The sequence below is a fragment of the Actinomyces sp. ICM47 genome, assembly GCF_905369875.1.
GTDB lineage: Bacteria > Actinomycetota > Actinomycetes > Actinomycetales > Actinomycetaceae > Pauljensenia.
This window is the reverse complement of record NZ_CAJPJE010000002.1, coordinates 11,175-31,704: the sequence shown is the minus strand read 5'-3', so window position 1 is coordinate 31,704 and position 20,530 is coordinate 11,175. Positions and strand designations below refer to the sequence as shown.

Sequence of the window (20,530 nt, the reverse complement as noted above, 5' to 3'; positions counted from 1 at the left end):
GCCTCGTCGATGCGATTACTTCTTGCGGTACAGCGACTTCGTCGCGTACACCGGCTCGGTCGTCACCTGGATGCCCAGGGAACGGAAGATGCCCTCGTCCACGGGCCCCAGGATGACCGACTCGTGCACATCGCAGTCGCGCAGCGAACTCAGCTTATCCAGGGCGCGTCGCGCGTTGTCGTCACCGTTGGCGCTGACCGCGAGCGCGATGAGGACCTCGTCGGTGTGCAGGCGCGGGTTGCGAGAACCCAAGTCGTGAGTCTTGAGGCGCTGGATCGGCTCGATCGACTGCGGGGCCAGGAGCTGGACCTCGTCGGGCAGGCCCGCGAGCTTCTTGAGCGCGTTAAGAAGCATCGCCGAGGAGCAGCCCAGCAGCGCCGAGGTCTTGCCCGTGACGATCTGACCGTCGGGCAGCTCCATTGCGGCGGCAGGCTGACCCGTGGCCTCGGCCAGCTCCAGGGCGGGGCGAACGACCGGGCGGTCCATGCGGCCCACGCCGACGCGGCTCATCAGCAGGGAGATGCGAGCCGACTGCACCGGCTCACTCATCTCCTTCTTCTCGGTCACAAGGGCCTTGTAGTAGCGGCGGATGATCTCCTGGCGCGACGCCTCTTTGCAGGCCTCGTCGTCGACGATGCAATTGCCAGCCATGTTCACGCCCATATCCGTGGGGCTCTTGTACGGGGAAGCGCCGAGGATCTTCTCGAACAGGCGGCTCAAAACCGGGAAAATCTCCACATCGCGGTTGTAGTTAACCGTCTTGATCCCGTAGGCCTCCAGGTGGAAGGGGTCAATCATGTTGACGTCGTCCAGGTCGGCCGTGGCGGCCTCGTAGGCGATGTTCACCGGGTGATCGAGGGGAATGTTCCAGATCGGGAAGGTCTCCCACTTCGCATACCCCGACTCAATGCCGCGCTTGTGGTCGTGATATAGCTGCGACAGACAGGTCGCCATCTTGCCGGATCCCGGGCCGGGAGCAGTCACAACCACGAGGTCACGGCTGGTCTCCACGTATTCGTTCGCGCCGTAACCCTCGTCCGAGACGATGCGCTCCACGTCCGACGGGTAGCCGGGAATCGGGAAATGACGGTAGACGCGGATGCCGAGCTTCTCAAAGCGCTCCTTGACCTCGGCAGCCGCCTTGTTGTCGTCCGTCCACTGGGTGATGACAACGGAACCGACGTACAGGCCGCGCTCGCGGAACTCGTCGATCTGGCGCAGGACCTCGTCGTCGTAGGTGGTTCCCATGTCGGCGCGAACCTTGCGGCGCGCGAAATCCTTGGCGTTGACGGCTACGATGATCTCGACTTCGTCGGCCAGTTCGCGCAGCATACGCACCTTGTTGTCGGGCGTGAAACCGGGCAGAACACGCGAGGCATGCATGTCGTCGATCAGCTTGCCGCCGAACTCCAAATACAGCTTGCCGCCGAATTCACTGCGTCGCTGGGCAATGTGCCGAGACTGCATCTCGACGTACTGATCACTGTCAAAACCGATGCGGTGCATGCGTCCTCCGAGGTCGCGGAAATAAAAGAGGCCGTCCGTGCGGGGCGGTCAGGCGCTGTCACGCTCTCGGGATTCCATTGTAGGCACGCCGGACCAGCGGGCGATGATCGGCGCGCGCAAAAGGGGGCTGACCTCACACGATGTGTCGTTGCATGGCCCAGCGTGTCAGCTCGTTACGGTTGGAGAGCTGGAGCTTGCGCAGGACCGAGCTGACGTGCGTCTCGACGGTTTTGATGGAGATGAACAGGTCGTGGGCGACTTCCTTGTACGTGTAGCCGCGAGCGATGAGGCGCATGACCTCCTGCTCGCGCGCGGACAGCAGGTCCAGCTCAGAGTCGGTCGTCGAGACCTCGCCGGTCCCGAAGGCATCCAGCACGAAACCGGCCAGGCGCGGACTGAAGGCGGCGTCGCCGGCGGCGACGCGACTGATGGCCTCGACCAGCTCGGGCGTGGAGATCGACTTAGTGACGTACCCGCGAGCGCCCGCGCGGATGACCTGGACGACGTCCTCGGCGGAGTCGGAGACGGACAGGGCCAGGAAGTGCAGGCCGTCGATGTCGCGGCAGGAGCTGGCGACCTCGGCACCGCCGCCGCCGTTGCCCCCGGGCAGGTGCACGTCAAGGAGAGCGACGTCGGGAGTCAGGGCGCGGCACGCTGCGATGGCGCCTTCGACGTCGGCGGCGTCTCCGACGATCTCAAGGTCGGCCCCGGAGTGTTCAAGCTCGAAGCGCACCCCGGCGCGAACCATGGGGTGATCGTCGATGACAAGGATGCGGATAGTCACTGTGTCCTCCCAGTGGGGGCTGTTTCTTCCAGAATATCGGAGCGCGGCACGTTCAGAGCAATTTCGGTGCCGTGGGCCAGGGCGCGGATTGTGGCACTTCCCCCGGCCCTGCGCATGCGCCCGACGATGGAGTCGCGCACGCCGTGGCGGTCTGCCGCGATGGTGGCGGGGTCGAATCCTTCGCCGTTGTCCTTCACGAAAGCCTCGACGACGCGGGCGCGCACCTCGACGTAGACGGAGACGGGCGGGGCACCATGGCGCACGGCGTTCTGGCAGGCCTCGGCCAGAGCCGCAACGAGGGCAAGCTCGCCCGGGCCGGGCCGCATGTCGCCGACGACAACGACGCTGATGGGCACACCGTAGCGGCTTTCAACGCCGACAACGGCCTCGGTGACAGCGGCCTCGAGAGAGTCGGCGGCCTGCGCGTGGCCCGTGTACAGCCAGGCGCGCAGCTCACGTTCCTCGGTCAGGGCGATGGCGCGCACGCGCGCCGGGTCCTCGGCGGAGGCGCGAATCAGGGTCAGCGTCTGAAGCACGGAGTCATGCAGGTGTGCGGCAATGTCGGCGCGCTCAGCCTCGCGCACCCGCTGCGCCTGGGCCTCGGACAAATCCTTCGTCGTACGCAGCCACATGGGAACAAGCGCAAAGAGAACACCGGCAACCAGGGCAGCACCAATGAGGCCACCACGCAGCAGGATGACGGGCGGGTTGTCACGCGAGGCAGCCATGACGACGCCGAGGCTCAGCAGCGCAATACCGCCCACGACCGCGCCGATAAAGCGCACCGAGCGCCAATTGCGCACCTCGCGGCTCTGGCTCCACACCAGAGTGATGCCCGCGACGATCGACACGATGGAACCCATGTCGCTCCACTCAAGGGCGCTCGTCGCGTTCAGGATCGCCCCAAGCACCGCGGCAACCAGCAGGGCCACGCCCGTGACAACCAAGCGGTTACGCGCGACCTGGGCGGCCCTCTCCTGACGCACACGCACGAGGCCGGGGCTGAGCGTGCCCGACGCCGAGGCCTCGGGCGAATCCTCGGGAACCGTCACCCACAGCCACAGGTAGGCGACCGCGCCGACACCGAGAAAGGTCAGGGCGATGAGGCCGCCGCGGATCACCATGACCGGGACACCCAGGTGCACGGCCAGGCCCGAGCACACGCCCGCCATCCAGGGGGCAGGCATGTCCGGACTGGAGGCTGTCGCGCGTGCAAGAGGGGGCCTGGCGGGCGGTGCCGGAATCGGCGGCGTCCACCCAGGATGCGGGTTGTTGACCGTGCTGCTCACGTGTCTATTGTGGCACGTCCGGGGACGAGGCCGGGGGTACCCCCGGCACAATCAGGGGCGGTTCAGGGGGTCCCCTACTATCGCGAGGGGACTCCCGTTTGATTGAGTAGTGGTATCCGATCCGAATGTATGCGGATCCCATCGAGAGGAAGTGCACCATGAGTTGGTCAAACGGTCCGTCGGACCAGGGCGGTGCCTACGGACAGCGTCCGCCCCGCAAGCGTTTCTTTGAGTCCATGCGAGCCTCCGGCTGGTACCGAGCCCACCCTCGCGTCATCGGCGGCGTCTGCTCGGGCATCGCTGCACGCAGCGGATGGGACCTGTCGCTCGTGCGAGTCCTCACCGTCATCGCAGCCCTGTGCCTGCCCTTCGTGACGCTCGCCTACGGCCTGGCGTGGCTCCTCCTGCCCGAGGCTCAGGACGGGCGCATCCACGCGGAGGAAACCGCCGAAGGACGCTTCGACATTGCCTTCCTGGGAGGTCTCCTCCTGTGCCTTGTCAGTGTGTCCTCCGTCCTGCCCTCCGTCGGCGTCCTCGGCGGTGTTGGCATCGGTCTCGGTGCCAGCTGGCTCGGCTTCCTCGTAGTTTCCGCCTTCGTCGTCGGTCTCATCGCCTTCGTCATCTCGAACGCGAACAAGTCCGGACAGAACCAGAGCACCGGCTCGGCACCGCAGTACGGCACCCCGAGCACTCCGGGAGGAGCGGGAACAACCGCCCCTTTTGGACAGACCACCCCGACCGCTAACGTGGAGGGGGACACCATGGGCGGACAGCAGAGCGCCCACGGCTTCCCCACCTACGGGGAACCCGCCAACAGCACACAGGCCGACACGCAGGCCGGGCCTCGCCCGGCAGACGCTCGCCCCTCCCAGCCCCACCCGGGCTGGACGCCTCCACCGAGCGCGCCCAAGCCTCGTCGATGGGCCGCGCCCCCCGTACCGACCCACCGCCCCCGCACCGTTTCCTCGCGCGTCAACATGGCGATTACCGGCCTGCTGGTCCTCGTGGCGGCTGCCGTCTTCGCCGGCATTTACATGGTCGACAAGGGTCCCGTCATCCCCTTCATCACAGCAGAAACCGGGGAGCAAACGGTCGCGCGCATCATCGTCATCGGCGGCGGTGTGTGCCTCCTCATCGTCGGACTGTCCCTGGCGGTTGCCGCCCTGCGTGACCGCAGCGCCGGCTGGCTGACCACGCTGTCGATTCTCGGCATCATCGTCGCGCTGCCGACGGCCGCCATCGGCACCGAAGCGACACAGCAGACGATCTCCACGTTCAGCTCCTCGATCAGCAACTCCACGGGCGACAAAACCGTCGATTGGACGGTCACCTCCGTACAGGGCGCGAGTCCCCTGGGCACCGTCACCCTCGACCTGACCGGGGCGCCTGTCGGCACAACCAAGCAGATCACCGTGAGCTGGCAAGCCTGGGAGCACCTGGCAATCCAGACGGCGGAGGGTCAGCCCGTCCAGATCGTGTGCCAGTCGAGTATCGGCTCCCTGGTAACGAACATGACGAACGACGGCTGGGCAACCCCGTTGAAGAACTGCCCGGGCCAGACCGTGTCCTCCCCCTCATGGGGCGATACGTCGCTCGGGGGAATCACCGTCCTCATCACGGATGACGCGGACCTTGAGAACCTGACGATCCTGCAGTCCCCCGACACCTCGGGCACGTGGGGTTCCACCCCGGCACAGGCACCCTCGTCTAACCCGACGCCCAACCCGACGCAGTCAGCGTCCCCCTCGTCCACCCCCGCCTACACCACTCCGGGCAACTGAGGAAGGAAACGACCATGACTACCCCCAACAACGACGCGACCAGCGAGTTCACCGGGATCGACGTCACCTCGCGCTACCCCGAACTGGATGTGACGAGCACGCTGCCCACGACCCCGGAACCGACCCTGGAGATGCCCTCCACTGATCCGCTCGCGATCTTCCGCGAGGAGGAGGGTGCCGATGGTACCACCGCATCTGGGAGTCGCACAGCCTTCGATCCGGCGTTCACGGGTGAGACGACGGCGTCTGCGGCTGCGATGTCCCCCGGGGCCTCCCAGCCCGAGGCCGGGGCCGGTTCGCGCTCGCAGGACCCCTCGGGGACACACGCCGGGGCGACGGGAACGGGGCCGGGCGCTTCGGGCGCACAGACGTGGAGTGCCCCCGCTTGGCCCGTCAACTATCACGACCTGCCCGAGGCACCCAGCAGGGGTGTGCGCGTCGGCGCGTTCGTCTGGGCGCTCCTCGTGTGCATGGTCGGCGCGTTCCTGATCGCCGAAGCCTACATCACGACCTTCAACCTGCCTGTTCTCGGTATCAGCGCCGTCGCGGCCCTCGGCGTCATCCTGATTCTGACCGCGATCTTCTCCGGTCGTTCAAAGAAGTCTCGTGGCGGCCAATCCACGAGCGCCGCCGACGCGATCCGTACGCAGTAGATCACGCGCCGCTCAGCGGCGTTGCGTAACGGGGTGGGCCCGGGAACCATCGGTTCCCGGGCCCACCCCTCGTTCTATGGCGTCGCGCCGCAGATCAGAGCAGATCCAACATGGCCGGAGCGACCAGCTTCAGGACGTTCTCACGGCCTTCCTTCGCGTTGGGAGCGTCCACCGCGAAAGCAGCCATCTGCTGGCAAGTCGCCAGGTCGTGCATGCGCAGGGCCGCACGAACCGCGTTGACCTTGGAGGGTGCCATCGACAGAGAAGCGACACCCAGGCCCGTGAGGACCAGGGCCAGCAGCGGGTCGCCGCCAGCCTCGCCACACACGCCGATCGGCTTGCCCGTCGCACGACCACCATTGCAGGCGGTACGGATCATCTCCAGGACGGCCGGCTGCCACGGGTTGAGCAGGGTCGCCAGGTTGCCGTCCAGGCGGTCCGCCGCCATCGTGTACTGCGTCAGGTCATTCGTGCCGATGGAGGCGAAGTCCACGATCGACAGAAGCTGCTCGGCGCGCAGGGCTGCCGCGGGCACCTCGATCATGATGCCGACCTTGGGCAGGCCGTAGCCGCGCGCCTTGTCAGCGAACCACTTAGCTTCGCTGGCAGTAGCAACCATGGGGGCCATGACCCACAGCTCCGCGCCGGTCGCCTTGTAGGCGGCCGCGAGGGCCTGCAGCTGCGTGTCAATGAGATCCTCACGCCTCTGGCACAGGCGCAGGCCGCGCACGCCCAGGGCGGGGTTCTCCTCGGCACCCAGATCCGCGAAGCTCAGCGGCTTATCAGCGCCCGCGTCCAGGGTACGCACGACGACGCGACGGTTACCGAAGGCCTGGAGAACCTTCGTGTAGGTGTCCGTCTGCTCCTCGAGGGAGGGAGCATCCGCGCGTTCCAGGAACAGGAACTCAGTACGGAACAGGCCAGAACCCTCCAGGTCCACCTTGGAGGCCTTGAGCGCGTCATCGACCGTGCCGATGTTGGCCAGGAGCTTCACGGGGTACCCATCGAACGTCGCGCCCTTACCGGTCGAGCCAGCCAGTGCCTGCGCACGACGCAGCGAACGCTCCTTGAGCAGGGTGACCTCGTCCTCGGTGGGAGCAATGATGACCTCGCCGACGCCGCCGTCGAGGGCCAACATCGTGCCCTCTTCGACGCCCATGATTCCCTCTGCTTTAACAATCGCGGGAATACCCAGCTGAGCAGCCAGAATCGCGGTGTGCGACGTGGGACCACCGACCTCGGTAATGATGCCCAGAACGGTCTCCGGGTTCAGCGTCGCAGTCTCGGCGGGAGCCAGGTCACGGGCCACCAGGATGACCGTGCCCTCGAACGCGGGAACACCCGGCTCGGGCAGACCACGCAGCTCGCAGATCGCACGGTCACGCACGTCATACAGGTCGGTCGCGCGCTCCGCCATGTAGCCACCCAGACCACGCAGCATCTGCGCGTAATCCTCGACCGCGTCATGGACGGCCTGCGTCAGACCCAGGCCCTTCTTGAGCTTCTTATCGACAGCCTTGGCCAGACCGCGGTCACCCGCGAGCTGAGCCGTGGCCTTCAGGATTGCCTTCGTCTCTTCCGGCGCCTTTGCCGCGCGCTCACTCAGGCGCGAGGAAACAGCTGCGAGCGCCTCACGGACACGCGCGCCGTCAGCTGCAGCATCAACGCTGCCCGGCTCCGACGTGTCAACGCCGGGCGCAGGCTGGACGATCGCGGCGGGCGCAGCAGCGGTACCGGCGGAAACACCGATACCGTGCAGAACGTCGTGCGTCGCCATCAGCTCACTCCTGATCGAGATCGCGCGAGAGCAGCGCGACGAGCGAGTCGAGCACCTCGCCCGCGCCGTCGTCCTCGGTGGACAGGGTGACAACGTCGCCGTGCTTGGCACCCAGCGTCATGATCTCGAGGAGCGACGCAGCGTCCGCCTCCTCGCCGTCAAACGCAATGGTGACCTCGACGCCGGAGTCATCCACGGCCTCGGCGAGGACGGAAGCGGGGCGTGCATGAAGGCCAACAGAGGAACCAATTGCAACGGTGCGGGAAATCATAGTCATTCCTTTCGAATGCGGGCATGTCCATCGTGAGACACGGGGACCCGTACGGCCCATACTATGACGTAGTGCACTGATTTGAAAACTCGATTTCACCACGCGGCCAGATGGGATGAATCACCCTCATAAATGCCAACAAACCATCCATTACACTCCCCCGTACCCCGCACTACCGAGCGCCGACCACGGAACACGCCACGCCCTCGTCCGTGAGACACCAGGCCCACGGCGCGCTCACCGACTAGACTAGAGAGGTATCAACGAAAGGAAAGCGAGCATGAGTTCCCGCGAACCTACGCTGGCCGACGTCGCCCAGCTCGCCGGCGTCAGCCCGACGACCGTCTCGCGAGTCCTCAACAACCGGGGTTACCTATCAGAAAAGACCAAGCGCAGCGTCGCCGACGCCATCGCCACCCTGGGCTACCGCCCCAACTCACTGGCGCGCGCCCTCCACGGCAAAAGCACCCAGACCGTGGGCCTCATCGTGCCCGCCGTCTCCCTCCCGTTCTTCGGCGAACTCGCCGTCGAGGTCGAAAACGCGCTGGCCGAAGCCGGATACCGCATCCTCATCTGTAATTCGATGGGCCGAGCCGAGCGCGAACGCGAATACCTATCCCTGCTCGTGGGTAACCGCGTCGACGGCATTATCTCCGGCGCACACAACGAGGGACTCAACGAATACGACACGATCCGTATGCCCCTGGTCACCATCGACCGCGAACTCAGCCCATCGATCCCCAACGTGCGCTGCGCGAACCGCGACGCAGGTGCCATGGCCACGCGCGCCCTCATCGAGGCAGGCCGACGCCATCCGCTCCTCTTGACCTCCCGCTCAGGGCCGCGCAACCTGCGCGAGGCCGGCTACCGCGCCGAGGTCGAACGCGCCGGACTCGAACCCCGAATCGTCACGGTCCCCTTCGACACACCGATCCCGCAGCGCTTCGCGCTCGTGCAGGGCAGCCTCGACGAGGCGCGCGCCCAGGCTCCCATTGACGGAGTCTTCGCCACCGACGACCTGGCCGCCGCCGAAGTCCTCGAGTGGGCGCGCTCCCGCAACCTGTCCGTACCCGGCGACCTGTCCATCATCGGCTTCGACGGCACTGAAACGATGCGCCGTGCCCTGCCTCACCTAGCAACTATCCGTCAACCCATCGCGCAGATTGCCCGCGCGGCTGTCGACATCCTCCTCGGGCAAATGAGGGGTACGCTCCCCCGTCCCATCGACGAGGCCGGGGATAATCCCGCTCCGACGCTCGAGTTTGCGGGCACGCTGATTCAGGGGCGTTCCCTCAGCCTATAGCTCGCATTCCGGTCTTCGTGCCACGGCAACAGGCCCACACCGCCTGTCACCATCTGCCGCGTGTCCATCGCACCCCAGCTGGGGCGCTCCCTCTCTCCATGAGCCGTTTCGGCCTCGCGGCGACGGGTCTTCTCCCGTATCTTCATCGCCTTCCGCGTATGAGGCCATCGACTGGCACGTCCACGTTCCTCACGTGGACTCCCTATTGCGCACGTGGGCCTGCTATTCCGCACGTGGGCACCCCCGCCCACGTTCAGATCAGCCGGTTAACGTGCGGAAGAGGCGGTTACCAGCGACAACAAACAACGGGTGGGCGGCACCAGCTCGATGCTGGTGCCGCCCACCCGAGGATTCACTCCGAAGCGGCTCAGGCCTCCTTGGGAGCCACCGTCACGACCGTATCAGAGATGCTGACCGGGCCGGTAGCGGCGGGCGTGATCTCGCCGAACTTCTTCTTGTTCGTCACGACCATCGGGGTGATGGTGTCGTAGCCGGCTTCACGGATGACGTCCCAATCGACCTCAGCCAGGACATCGCCACGCTTGACGATGTCGCCCTTCGAGACGCGGGGCGTGAAACCCTTGCCGTCCAGCTTGACCGTGTCCATACCGATGTGGATAAGGATCTGGACGCCGGAGGCGGACTTGAGGCCGTAGGCGTGGCCGGTCGGGAAGGCGACCGTCACCTTGCCGTCGCAGGGGGCGACGACGACCGCGTGAGCGGCGGGGGAGATGGCGACGCCGGGGCCGAGCGCGCCGGCGGAGAAGACCTCATCATTCACGTCGGAGAGCGCAACCAGCTCACCTGTCATGGGGGAGGTCAGCGTCAGGTCAGCCTTGGCCTCGTCGCTGAAAGACGGGGCGGGGGCAGCCTCAGCAGCCGGCGCGGCAGCCGGGGCAGCCGCGGGGACAGCAACCGCAGCGGCGGTCACGGGAGCGGCAGCCTTAGCGGCGGGCGCACGGCCCTCCATGTCAGCCTTGCCGCGCGTCATGGCGTAGGCGAAGGTGAAGCCGAAGGACAGGACGAACACGAGGATCTCGAGGGCGAGGTACGCGGGGATCGACTTGGGCATGATTGACACGAAGCCGACGAAGCCGGCGGCACCCAGGGCCTGGCCGCGCACGTTCAGCAGCGCGACGCCAGCGGAGCCGATGGCGGCTGCGGCCATGGCACAGAAGAAGGGCCAGCGCAGGCGCAGGTTGACACCGAAGATCGCGGGCTCGGTGATGCCGAAGACGGCGGATGCACCACCGGCACCGGCCAGGCCCTTGAGCTTGGCGTCGCGGGTCTTGAAGAAGATGGCCAGAGCGGCCGCACCCTGCGCGACGTTCGCCATGGAGGCGACGGGGAAAATGAAGTCGCCGACACCGCCGTTAACAGGCAGCAGCGGGATTTCGATGGCGGGGAAGGACTGGTGCAGGCCGGTGACTACGATGGGGCTGTAGATGAAACCGAAGAGCAGACCGCCGAACACGCCGAGCGTCGTGTACGTCCAGTTGATACCCCAGGTCAGGTACTCGGCGGCCACGCGGGTAACGGGGCCGATGATCGTGAAGGCCAGGAAGCCGGTGACCAGCATCGTGATGAGCGGGGTGAGCAGGAAGTCTGCGGTACCCTTAAGGACCTTGTGCAGGTTCTTCTCGATGAGGCACATGACGTAAGTGACGGCCAAGGTGGGGATAACCTGCGCCTGGTAGCCGATCTTGGCGACGTCCATGCCGAAGATGTGCCAGTAGCTAACCGTTTGCTCACCGGCCAGCGCCGCGCCCGTATTCCAGGCGTTGAGCAGGTCGGAGGACACCATGGCCGCACCGATTGCGGCACCCAGGTAGACGTTGCCACCGAAGCGCTTGGCGGCGGAGAAGCCGACGAGCACAGGCAGGGAGGCGAAGGCGGCGGAGGAAACCATGTTGATCAGGGCCGCGTAGTCAGCGATCGCCGGGTACATGGTGGTGAGGGACTGCTCGCCGAACAGGCCCTCAGCGGTCATGACGTTGTTGATGGCCATCATCAGACCGCCGGCGACCAGCGCCGGGAGGATCGGAACGAAGATGTCGGCGATCATCTTAATGAAACGCGAGAAGAGGTTGCCGCCCTTTTCGGCTTCCTCCTTGGCCTCATCCTTGGAGACCTCGCGCACGCCATGGTCGGAGACCATGCGGGCGTAAACCTGGTCGACGTCGCCGGGGCCGACGATGATCTGGAACATACCGCCGGCAGCGAATGTGCCCTTCAGATCTTCGTTATCGTCGAGGGCCTGCTGGTTGATCTTGGACTGATCCGCGATCACCAGACGGAGACGTGTCGCGCAGTGAGCTGCTGCGCTGATGTTGGAGGCACCGCCGACTGCTTCGACGACCTCCCCTGCCACCTTGGCATGATCCATTGCTGACCACATTCCTTTCTGAAAAACCCACGCAGTACGTCATTGTCCGCATCGCACTGGGCAGTGTGTAGCAATCGATTGACATAGTAGAGTGCGGAACTTTACTTAGCAAGGTGATGAGAAAAAATCTCACGCCCGAGCACTGAGACTCCCCTCACATAGAACGAGGCCGTAGCCACCAACGCAGCCACGGCCTCGTCTTGGGGTTACTCAGTCGGCGCGCACGGCGCTCACATTCGTCACGGAGGCGGCGCCCGAGAGCGTCACTCCGGTGCCCTCGCCGCGCAGGAAGCTGCGGGTGGTGAAGACACGCGAGCCGTCACCCAGGTAGATCTCGGTGATAGAACGGTCATGGAGGATCTCCACGCGGCTGGCCTCCCCCGCATCCAGGGTGACGATGCGACGGCCACCGTGGGGGTAGCGCGTGCCCGTCAGGTCGACGGTCAGGCGCCCTTCCTCGAGAGTGATCGACAGGCCAGAATCGGAGCCGATGCGAACGGACAGCGCCCCCTCGTAAGAAGCGTCGAAGGCCAGGCGCCACGAACGCGACCCCTCCAGCTCGACAACGCGAGTCCCGGCCTCGTCCGTTGGTGTGCCCTCGAGGGTGGCGGGCGCAATGGGCAGGCCCGGCAGGTACGGGCGTGCAATGACGCGTCCACCGCGCAGGGTCAGAGCGCGCGGGGCAGTGAAGCAGTGCACCCAGCCGCCGGTCTCGATGGAGGGCTGGTCGTCCTCGCCGGCGTTGCCCGCCCAGCCGAAGAGGAGGGTCGGCGCGCCCGGGTCCGAAGAAGCGGAGCGGGCCATGACCTGGGGCGCGTAGAACTCGGTGCCACGGTCGAGTTCCTCGAAGGAGCCGTCAGCCCCGCGCAGCTCGGTGCCCACGAGTTCGCCGACGATGGCGATGCACGGGAAGACATTCTCGAAGCCCTCGCGCTCCGGCGAGATGCCCTGCGGGCAGATGATGAGGACGTCGCGTGCCTCGTCAGTCTCCTCGTCGACGAGGCGCACCAGGTTGGGACACTCCCACATGTAACCGAACGCATCGAACGCGCTGTCGGCGTCCGGGAAGGTCATCTCCCCCTCGCACTCCCACGCGCGCAGGTCTGAGGAGCGGTAGAGCAGGGCCGCGCCCGTGAGGTTCTCGCGTTGAACGCCGAGCAGCATCCGATAGGATCCGTCCACATCGCGCCACACCTGCGGGTCGCGGAAGTGAGCGGTGTAGCCCTCGGGCTGGCGGGCGATGACCGGGGGCACTTGCTTCTTAAAGTGCTCCATGTCGGTCGAGGTGACGACGCACTGGGTGGCCTCGCGCTCCCCCGTCTCGGGATCCTTGTAGTTGCCGGTGTACCACAGCTCGACGTGGTCCCCAGCGTCGATGGCGGTGCCCGAGTAGGCACCGCTCGCGTCCTGGTGGGTGTCGGGCAGGATCGCGGGGGCGTGGTAGTCCCAGCGGGTCAGGTCACGCGACGTAGCGTGGCCCCAGTAGACGAGCTTACGCGGGTGCTCGGGCGTGTACTGGAAGAATGCGTGATAGGTTCCGCCGACCTCAATGAGGCCATTCGGGTCGTTCAGTCGTCCCACCGGGGGTGCGACGTGGAAGAGCGGGTAGTCGGGATCGTGAGGGGCGCGCGACGAGGCCTCGGCAGCGAGGGCGGACGCGAGAAAATCTTCGGCCATGACCACAAGGTAACACCCTCGCATAGACGAGCGCGCGGGCGGGACGCATCTGTCCCGCCCGCGCGCTGTCAAACGTACGCCACAATTGTTACAAGGGGCGATATTTCAAGGAAAAACCAGATCAGGCACCCGTCACGTCGTCGGGGTGAGCGTCCGCGTAGCGGGCAAGCTCCTCCTCGACGATTGCTTCGTCGAGCTTGACGAAGACGGGCGTGGGCTTGGCAATCGGAGTGCCCACGGTGATCGCGTGGCGCTCCCAGGTCGGCACGTTCGTGTAGTCGCCCGTGATGATCGGGTAGCCGCTTCGGCCTTCGAAGTCGACGGGCAGGACCTGCGGGTCGAGCTCGACGACCTCCTCGATACGAGGCATGGGCGCGATCTCGCCGCTGCCGCCCATGACGCGGTCGATGTCATTGGCCGCGTGAGGCAGGAACGGGGAGAGCATGAGGTTGAGGTCCGCGACGGCCTGAGCGAGAGTCCACAGCACGGTCGCGAGGCGCTCGCGCTCCTCGGGGGCCTTGAGCTTGAAGGGGGCCGTGTCGGTCACGTACTTGTTGGCCTCGCCGACTAGGCGCATGGCCTCGGACAGCGCCGCCTTCTGGCGGTGGTGGCGAATCAGGTTGCCCACGGTCTCAAAACCGGCCTCGATGGCGTCCAGGAGGGCGCAGTCGATGTCCTGCAGCTCACCGGGGGCCGGGATCTCGCCGAACTTCTTGGCAATCATCGAGGCCGTGCGGTTGACCAGGTTGCCCCAGCCGGCGACGAGTTCGCCGTTGGTGCGGCGCACGAACTCGGCCCACGTGAAGTCGGAGTCCGAGGTCTCGGGGCCAGCCGCGCTGATGAAGTAACGCAGGGCGTCGGCCTGGTAGCGCGAGAGGAAGTCACGCACGTAGATAACGATGCCGTGCGAGGAGGAGAACTTCTTGCCCTCCATGGTGAGGAACTCAGACGAGACGACCTCGGTGGGCAGGTTCAGGACACCCAGGTCACCGGGAGCGCCCCCCTTCGCGCCCTGGCCGTTGTAGCCGAGCAGCTCGGCGGGCCAAATCTGGGAGTGGAAGACGATATTGTCCTTGCCCATAAAGTAGTAGGACAGGGCCTCGGGGTCGTTCCACCACTTGCGCCACGCCTCGGGGTCGCCGGTGCGGCGCGCCCACTCGATGGAGGCGCTCAGGTAGCCGATGACGGCGTCGAACCACACATACAGACGCTTGGTGGGCTGGTCCTCCCAGCCGGGAACCGGGATGCCCCAGTCGATGTCGCGCGTCATGGCGCGCGGGCGGATGTCTTCCAGGAAGTTCTGGGAAAACTTGATGACGTTGGGACGCCACGTGCCCGACTGTTCGCGTTCATCCAGCCAAGCGGACAGGGCATCGGCCAGGGCGGGCAGGTCGAGGAAGTAGTGGACGGACTCCACGAAGTTAGGGGTCTCACCGTTGATGCGCGAGTGCGGGTTGATGAGCTCGGTCGGGTCCATTTGGTTGCCGCAGTTGTCGCACTGGTCGCCGCGCGCCCCCTCGGCACCACAGATCGGGCAGGTGCCCTCGATGTAGCGGTCGGGCAGGGTGCGGCCAGTGGACGGGGAGATGGCGGCTCGCGTGACCTGCTCGATCATGTAGCCGTTGTCACGCACGGTGGCGAACATGTCCTGGACGACGCGGTAGTGGTTGCCAGCGGTCGTGCGGGTGAACAGGTCATAGGACAGGCCGAGGGCCACGAGGTCCTCGACGATGAGGCGGTTGTTCTGATCCGCGAGTTCGCGAGCGCTCATGCCCGCGCCGTCGGCGGCCACCAGGATCGGCGTGCCGTGCTCGTCGGTACCGGACACCATGAGCAAGTCGTGCCCGGCCATTCGCATGTACCGGGAGAAAACGTCGGAGGGGACACCGAATCCCGCTACGTGGCCAATATGACGGGGGCCGTTGGCGTAGGGCCATGCGACGGCGGACAGAATACGACTCATAGTCACTAACAATACTGCTTGGCACGCTCGAAGGGGGAATTGGTGGCTTGTTGCGGGATAGTCGCACCCTCCGAGGAAAGTCGCCGTGGTGCTATCCTGGCGAAAACGCCACATTCATGGAGGAAACATGACCCGCGCGCTCATTATCGTCGATGTTCAGCCTACGTTCTGCGAGGGCGGGGCCCTCCCGGTGACGGGAGGCAACGCGGTCGCAGAGGCCGTGGCCGCCTACGTGGAGGCCCACCGCGGGGACTACCAGCTGATCGTGACGACGCAGGATTGGCACATCGATCCGGGCGCGCACTTCTCCGAGACGCCGGATTTCGTGGACACGTGGCCCCCGCACGGCGTAGCGGGCACGGACGAGGCCGAGCTGCATCCGGCGCTCGCGAACGTGAACGCGGACGTGACGGTCAAGAAGGGCCAGTACGAGGCCGCCTACTCAGGCTTCGAGGGCACGACCGAGGACGGGAAGACGCTGGAGGAGGCGCTGCGCGCCGCCGGCGTCACCGAGGTGGATGTCGTGGGCCTGGCCGAGTCGCACTGCGTGGCCTGCACGGCCGTGGACGCTGTGCGCGCCGGGTTCCCGACGCGCGTCCTGCGTGAGCTGACCGCCCCCGTCACCGAGGAGCTGGGCGCGCAGGCCCGCGAGTGGATGATGACGGAGGGTGTCTTGCTCGTCTGAGGCTCGGGTGCTGCCACATCGCAGCCGGTAGGCGCACGCTTGTGGATAGCTTGCGCACGTGCGGATAGGAAACAGGGCATCCGGATAGGTTATTAACCTATCCACGAGGTGATAACCTATCCAGCTAGTCGTTTCCTATCCGCGTGGGCCACGCTGATCGCAGATCCGCGCCCCGGCCTCGTCACTTCGCGGCGAGGGCAGCCTTGTAGAGGTCGTTCTTGCGCGCGCCCGTTGCGGCGGCGACCTCGGCGGCGGCGTCTTTCAGGCGCATGCCCTCAGCCGCAAGCGCGAGGACCGCGCCGACGTGGTCTTCGGCGCGCGCGCTGCGTTCGTACCCGGCAACGACGATGGTGACCTCGCCGAGGATATCGTCCGCCCCCTCCGCGAGTTCCCCGAGCGTGCCGCGGCGCACTTCCTCGTAGTCTTTCGTGAGCTCGCGGCACAGGGCTGCACGGCGGTCGCCGCCCAGCACCTCGGCCATGCGAGTGAGTGTGGCGGCTGCACGCCGGGGCGATTCGAAGAAGATCAGCGTGTGCGGGTCGGTGGCTAGGTCCTGCAGGTAGCGCGTGGCTTCCCCGTCCTTGCGTGGCAGGAAGCCTTCGAAGGCGAAGCGGTCAGAGGGCAGGCCGGACAGCGCGAGGGCGACGAGCGGCGCGGAAGGGCCGGGCAGGACGGACAGGGGCACGCCCGCGTCGATGGCGGCGCACGCCAGGCGGAAGCCCGGGTCGGAGACGGTGGGCATGCCCGCGTCGGACACGAAGACGACGCGCGCCCCTCCCCTGGCCGCCTCGACGATGCCCGCGGCCTTCTCGGCCTCGTTGTGGTCGTGCAGGGCGATCAGGCGACCACCCAGCTTGATGCCCAGGCGTGAGGCCAGTGCGAGCGCACGGCGCGTGTCCTCAGCAGCGACGACATCTGCTTCCTCGAGCGCTGCGATGACGCGGGGCGAGGCGTCGCGCACGTCACCGATGGGGGTGGCGGCCAGTAGGATGGAACCGGGATCCTGCCGGTAGGGCTGGGGTCCGCGCCCGCCGTGGGTCGTCGGGGACGAGGCTTGGGCGGGTTCGGCGGGATGAGTCTGGTCGGTCGCGGCTTCCATGCCGGTATCGTCTCACTGCTTTCCGGTGCGCGCACGACGCGGGTTCACTCGGGAGCACAGGACTGTACTAGAAGTTGTACAAGGGGAGAGCCAAGCGCTCCCAAGGGCTGACGTAGCGTGAGAAGACAGAATTGGACCTGTCGAGGTCTTTCAGATGGACGGTGTAGGAATCTCTATCATCGAAAGACCTCAACCCCTACACGGCCACGACACGCCGAGCCCCACCCCTGCACCCTCACATGCGAAGAGTTCCTTTCCCCACCTCGACAGTGCTCTCCTCAGACTCCACGACGGCCAGCCCCGCGTCGGTGAGGATCGTCGCGGCCCACCGTCTGCCAGCGGGACAGGCACGCACGACGACGCGCCCGGCCACGGCCTCGTCAAGTGCGGCGGTTGCCCGCGCCACGATGAGGTCACGCAGCCGGACCTCGTTCTCCTTATCCTCCCCTCGGTCCCCGTTGCCGCGGTCATCAAGCAGAAGGACCTCGACCCCTCGTCCTCGCGCGCGACGCGCCGCTTCCACGACGGCGGTTCCGGTGAAGAAGGGAGCGCGGATCTCGTCGCGCAGCTCCGCCTCGAGCAGGCGCGCCTCCATGGCGATCTCAGGTGTCACTTCTTCATCCCGGAGCGCCTCGAGGGTCCCGCGCGCGCGAACGGACACGTCGGCGAGCTTGACCGCCATAGCCGAATTAATGCTCACCTGCAGTTCCCTCTCCAGGCGAGCCTGCTCCTCGGCTTTGAGGGCTCGTTCGATCGCGGAGGTCACGGTGCCCGACCACGACACGAGAGCAAACCAGAATATGAACGTGATGATGTGGCCGATCGTGAAGGTGAAGACGAGGCCGGGCGGCCTACCTGAGAGTGCAACCCATGCGGCGACTGCGACCACAAAGCAGACGCAACCAACGACGGCCTCGGCCGTGCGCTGACGCAGGAGGAGCAGCGCAGCGAGGAACATCGATGCGCCCGCGCTCCACCCGGACCAGCCCGGCCATGCGGACGCTCCCCGAATCGGGGTGAGCACCAGCAGGTTAGACACACCGATTACAGCGGCACTCCCCCACGTCACGAGTTTCGGGGGCACGCGGTCGGGCCACGGTGCCACCAACAGGGTTCCTGCGACCGCCATGATCGCGAGGGAGAGGATGACGGGGCCCCTATGTGAGTAGGCCCCGTGGCTGAATTCGATCGCCACCATATAGCTATGAAACACAACGCCGACCAGAACAAGCAGCCGCGCGCCGCGCGACTCTGCGGCCGCGCGAACCTGCGAATCCCACGCAGTGCGCGACGGGTCTTTGTCGCGCGTACCCGCGCGGGGCCGCCAGGCGAAGGCGGAGCGAATCGCCTGCCGCGGCCTGAAGCGTCGACTCTGGGGGTCGTGCCATTCCAGGGTCACGCACGTCCCTCCGCCGGGTTGCGAGACCAGGGTTGCGTGTCCCCTGACCGACTCCATCCGATTGACGATGGAGCGGCGGACGCCGTGACGCCCCTCGGTGGGGTGTTCAAGGTCGAAGCCCTGTCCCGTGTCGGTGATCGTCACGCGTATGGAGTCCACCTCGGCTGAGACGACGACGCGGCAGCGCGCGGGCTGGGTCGGGTCCGAGGTGTCAGATCCTGCGTGGAGACGAACGTTGTTGAGCGCCTCGTGGGTCGCGGAGACGAGCGCGGTGCCCACCTGGGCGGGGATCTGCCAGCCTTGAGCAGGAAGGTGGCATGTGACCTTCCAGCGCGACTGCTGAGGGCGTACGAGGGCTTCGAAGGCCCCTCGCATCTGTGTAGCGTCCATGAACCCGTTGGAGGGTGGGGCGGGGACGAGGGCGCACAGCGCGGAGTGGGCTGCCGCGCGTACCTCAATATTGTCGATGCCCCGTTTACACGCGAGAATCAGGGCCGAGAGCACATAGTCGTGGATGAGACCGTTGCTACGCGACCGTGCGCGCCCCTGGGCGCGTTCTCCCGCGAGCGCACGCTCGGCGTCGCGTGCGTTGCTGCGGGTCTGGTCGAGGCCGCGCACGATCATGAGGGTCCATTCGAGCATTCCCGCGTTGGCCATGGCGACGAGCAGGAAGTAGAGGGGGCCGACCGATGTTTCGAGTAGTTTGTTGTCGGGGTTGGCACTCATCATGGCGATGATCTGCAGTGGAGCGATGGCGCTGAGGTAGGCAGCGGTGGAGCGTCCGCGCAGGACTGCGATGCTGCTGATCGCGGCGAGTGGGTAGAGCGCCAGGATCGGGTTCGTGTCGGAGGCGATGGCGTGGACATAAACCGGGGGCACCGGGGAGCCGAGGTGCATGGCTGGCAGGATCGCGCACGCGACGATGAGTGCCAGGTAGCACGCGAGGTAGAGGCGCGTGAGGATGAACCAGCCGGTATCGGTCCACATGTGCGTGTGTCTGCGTGCGGTTACCGCCTTGATGATCGCAGCGAGCGCGCAGGCTCCGGCGCAGAGCGGAAGAATTAGGTTCGGTGAGTAGAACACCCATTGCGCCAGGTCGGACGGCGAGGCCGAGGCGGGGATCAGCTGGGGTCCGCTGATGATCGTGGTGCAGACGGCGGCGCAGACGGCGGCGAGGACGATGAGGCGCTGCATGTGCAGCGCGTAGGGGCCGAGGTCGCGCGGGTGCATTAGTCGTAGTAGCTGACGAGGCCGTCTTCAGCAGCGCGTCGGAAGAGGTCGACGCGCGATTCTGCGGGGCGTCCCGATTCCCTGTATTTGTCGCGGATTCGGGCGATGTAGGTGTTGACGGTGTTTTTGGAGACGCTGAGGGCACGCGCCACGGAGGCGGAACTCTCACCGGAGGCGTAGTGTGCGAGGATCTGCGCCTCGAGGTCTGAGAGGTGTTCGGCGACGAAGTCTTCGTCGGCGTCGAGTGCGGCGGCCCAATCCGGGGTCGGAAAGGTGACGCCTTCGGCGGCGGCGAGGACGGCCTCGACGAGGTCGTCGGGTGGCGCGCTCTTGCGGATGATGGACAGGGCCCCGCCGGCGATCGCGCGTCGCACCAGGTAGGGGTCGTCGCCGGAGGTGTAGACGACGACGGGGATCCCGTATCCGTTGATGTACGCGATGTTCTTGTCGGGGGCGGAGCCGTCGGCGAGGCGCAGGTCGAGGACGGCGATCTGCCCGCGCTTCCACCGCGCTTCGCGGACGGTTGGTGCCCAGCTAATGGATGCGTCGGCACCACGATCTTCGAATGCGGCCTTCACACCGAGGCCGACGACGCGGTGGTCGTCAATAACGACGATCTGCGTGCTGGTTTTTATCATCGTGCCTCCCCCGCGCTTCCGGGTCTCGTTGACCGCGTTAAAACGTAATTTTTTCTCAGTCTAATTGCTCAGGAACGCTTTTTTCAACA

The 20,530-nt window shown here is 66.2% G+C and carries 15 protein-coding genes; 4 read left to right on the top strand and 11 right to left on the bottom strand.

All coding sequences use genetic code 11. From position 1 onward, the window contains the following. Nucleotides 1-15 precede the first annotated feature (15 nt). The 3 genes from QZ149_RS00795 to QZ149_RS00785 form a co-directional block, all read right to left on the bottom strand. On the bottom strand, nucleotides 16-1,506 hold the full coding sequence (locus tag QZ149_RS00795; protein ID WP_291448723.1) for a DUF1846 domain-containing protein: 1,491 nt from the start codon (nucleotides 1,504-1,506) through the stop codon (nucleotides 16-18). Between the two features lie 133 nt (nucleotides 1,507-1,639). Beyond that, nucleotides 1,640-2,290 (bottom strand): response regulator transcription factor, encoded by a 651-nt coding sequence (locus QZ149_RS00790; protein ID WP_291448719.1) that lies wholly within the window; start codon nucleotides 2,288-2,290, stop codon nucleotides 1,640-1,642. Further along, nucleotides 2,287-3,477, bottom strand: a complete 1,191-nt coding sequence (locus tag QZ149_RS00785; RefSeq protein WP_291448716.1) for an ATP-binding protein — start codon at nucleotides 3,475-3,477, stop codon at nucleotides 2,287-2,289. Before QZ149_RS00785 ends, QZ149_RS00790 begins: the two co-directional genes overlap by 4 nt. A gap of 260 nt (nucleotides 3,478-3,737) precedes the next feature. Here QZ149_RS00785 and QZ149_RS00780 point away from each other — a divergent pair, with 260 nt between their 5' ends. Together QZ149_RS00780 and QZ149_RS00775 are read left to right on the top strand one after the other, a co-directional pair. Further along, nucleotides 3,738-5,360 carry a PspC domain-containing protein gene (locus tag QZ149_RS00780; RefSeq protein ID WP_291448714.1) on the top strand — a complete coding sequence of 541 codons (1,623 nt, stop codon included), beginning with the start codon at nucleotides 3,738-3,740 and terminating at the stop codon, nucleotides 5,358-5,360. Between the two features lie 14 nt (nucleotides 5,361-5,374). Next, the gene (locus QZ149_RS00775; RefSeq protein WP_291448711.1) at nucleotides 5,375-6,013 is read left to right on the top strand and encodes a hypothetical protein; all 639 of its coding nucleotides are present in this window, start codon (nucleotides 5,375-5,377) and stop codon (nucleotides 6,011-6,013) included. Nucleotides 6,014-6,107: 94 nt separating this feature from the next. Here the strand turns inward: QZ149_RS00775 and ptsP are convergent, their stop codons facing one another. Further along, nucleotides 6,108-7,790, bottom strand: a complete 1,683-nt coding sequence (gene ptsP / locus QZ149_RS00770; RefSeq protein WP_291448708.1) for a phosphoenolpyruvate--protein phosphotransferase — start codon at nucleotides 7,788-7,790, stop codon at nucleotides 6,108-6,110. Nucleotides 7,791-7,794: 4 nt separating this feature from the next. Continuing rightward, entirely contained in the window at nucleotides 7,795-8,061 is a 267-nt protein-coding gene (locus QZ149_RS00765; RefSeq protein WP_291448706.1) for an HPr family phosphocarrier protein, read from the bottom strand. Nucleotides 8,062-8,341: 280 nt separating this feature from the next. Here QZ149_RS00765 and QZ149_RS00760 point away from each other — a divergent pair, with 280 nt between their 5' ends. Beyond that, nucleotides 8,342-9,364 carry a LacI family DNA-binding transcriptional regulator gene (locus QZ149_RS00760; protein ID WP_291448703.1) on the top strand — a complete coding sequence of 341 codons (1,023 nt, stop codon included), beginning with the start codon at nucleotides 8,342-8,344 and terminating at the stop codon, nucleotides 9,362-9,364. A gap of 367 nt (nucleotides 9,365-9,731) precedes the next feature. On the opposite strand, the gene QZ149_RS00755 is transcribed toward QZ149_RS00760, so the two are convergent. The 3 genes from QZ149_RS00755 to metG form a co-directional block, all read right to left on the bottom strand. Beyond that, nucleotides 9,732-11,750 (bottom strand): sucrose-specific PTS transporter subunit IIBC, encoded by a 2,019-nt coding sequence (locus tag QZ149_RS00755; RefSeq protein ID WP_291448700.1) that lies wholly within the window; start codon nucleotides 11,748-11,750, stop codon nucleotides 9,732-9,734. Nucleotides 11,751-11,960: 210 nt separating this feature from the next. Next, entirely contained in the window at nucleotides 11,961-13,427 is a 1,467-nt protein-coding gene (locus QZ149_RS00750; RefSeq protein WP_291448698.1) for a glycoside hydrolase family 32 protein, read from the bottom strand. 121 nt (nucleotides 13,428-13,548) lie between these two features. Continuing rightward, nucleotides 13,549-15,390 (bottom strand): methionine--tRNA ligase, encoded by a 1,842-nt coding sequence (metG, locus tag QZ149_RS00745; protein WP_291448695.1) that lies wholly within the window; start codon nucleotides 15,388-15,390, stop codon nucleotides 13,549-13,551. A 127-nt stretch (nucleotides 15,391-15,517) separates the two neighbouring features. On the opposite strand from metG, the gene QZ149_RS00740 reads away from it, so the two are divergent. Beyond that, nucleotides 15,518-16,075, top strand: coding sequence for an isochorismatase family protein (locus tag QZ149_RS00740; protein WP_291448692.1), 558 nt, complete (start codon nucleotides 15,518-15,520; stop codon nucleotides 16,073-16,075). 181 nt (nucleotides 16,076-16,256) lie between these two features. On the opposite strand, the gene rsmI is transcribed toward QZ149_RS00740, so the two are convergent. The 3 genes from rsmI to QZ149_RS00725 all read right to left on the bottom strand — a co-directional run bounded on the left by rsmI (nucleotide 16,257) and on the right by QZ149_RS00725 (nucleotide 20,441). After that, nucleotides 16,257-17,174: a 16S rRNA (cytidine(1402)-2'-O)-methyltransferase gene (gene rsmI, locus QZ149_RS00735; RefSeq protein WP_291448689.1), complete on the bottom strand. Its 918-nt coding sequence runs from the start codon at nucleotides 17,172-17,174 to the stop codon at nucleotides 16,257-16,259. A 235-nt stretch (nucleotides 17,175-17,409) separates the two neighbouring features. Beyond that, nucleotides 17,410-19,803 carry an ATP-binding protein gene (locus QZ149_RS00730; RefSeq protein ID WP_291448686.1) on the bottom strand — a complete coding sequence of 798 codons (2,394 nt, stop codon included), beginning with the start codon at nucleotides 19,801-19,803 and terminating at the stop codon, nucleotides 17,410-17,412. After that, entirely contained in the window at nucleotides 19,803-20,441 is a 639-nt protein-coding gene (locus QZ149_RS00725) for a response regulator transcription factor (protein ID WP_291448683.1), read from the bottom strand. Before QZ149_RS00725 ends, QZ149_RS00730 begins: the two co-directional genes overlap by 1 nt. Nucleotides 20,442-20,530: the final 89 nt, after the last annotated feature.